The organism is Mesorhizobium sp. M1E.F.Ca.ET.063.01.1.1, from assembly GCF_003998155.1.
In the GTDB taxonomy this organism is placed as follows: domain Bacteria; phylum Pseudomonadota; class Alphaproteobacteria; order Rhizobiales; family Rhizobiaceae; genus Mesorhizobium.
Map to the genome: position 1 here is coordinate 1 of NZ_RZSC01001611.1, position 451 is coordinate 451.

The 451-nt window shown below is 70.7% G+C and carries 1 protein-coding gene; it reads left to right on the plus strand.

Annotated features, from left to right (window positions below; genetic code table 11):
• On the plus strand, positions 1-451 hold a 451-nt coding region (locus EOA29_RS40040; protein WP_189479205.1), incomplete at both ends, for a LysM peptidoglycan-binding domain-containing protein.

The window sequence follows — 451 nt, forward strand, 5'->3', positions numbered from 1 at the left end:
CTTCACCTCCTCGACCAACAATCAGCGCGCCATCATCGATAAACAGGATGCCGCCCAACCCTATCCGGGCGACACTGCGATGGCGCCGGCGCCGGTCGATGGCAGCCACACCCAGTCGGTGAGCCGCTCCAGCCTGGAGCCGGTTTCCGTGCAGCAGCTGCCGCCGCCGGTGTCACAGCCGGCCCAGGCGCCCGCCGCGAAGCCGATGCGCACCGCTTCGGCCCCGGTCCTGGCGCCGCCCGCCACGCATGTCGACAGGACGACCACCGGCACCGTCGCCCCGGCGGCGAAGCCGTTCAAGGAGGCGCAGCCCGACTCGAAGATGGCGGCCGCCGGCACGCCTCACGCCACCGAGATCGTGGACCGGGACGGCGAGACCATCTCCGGCCTGGCGCAGCGCTACAAGGTGCCGGCCGACGTGATCATGAAGGTCAACGGTCTGAGTGCGACC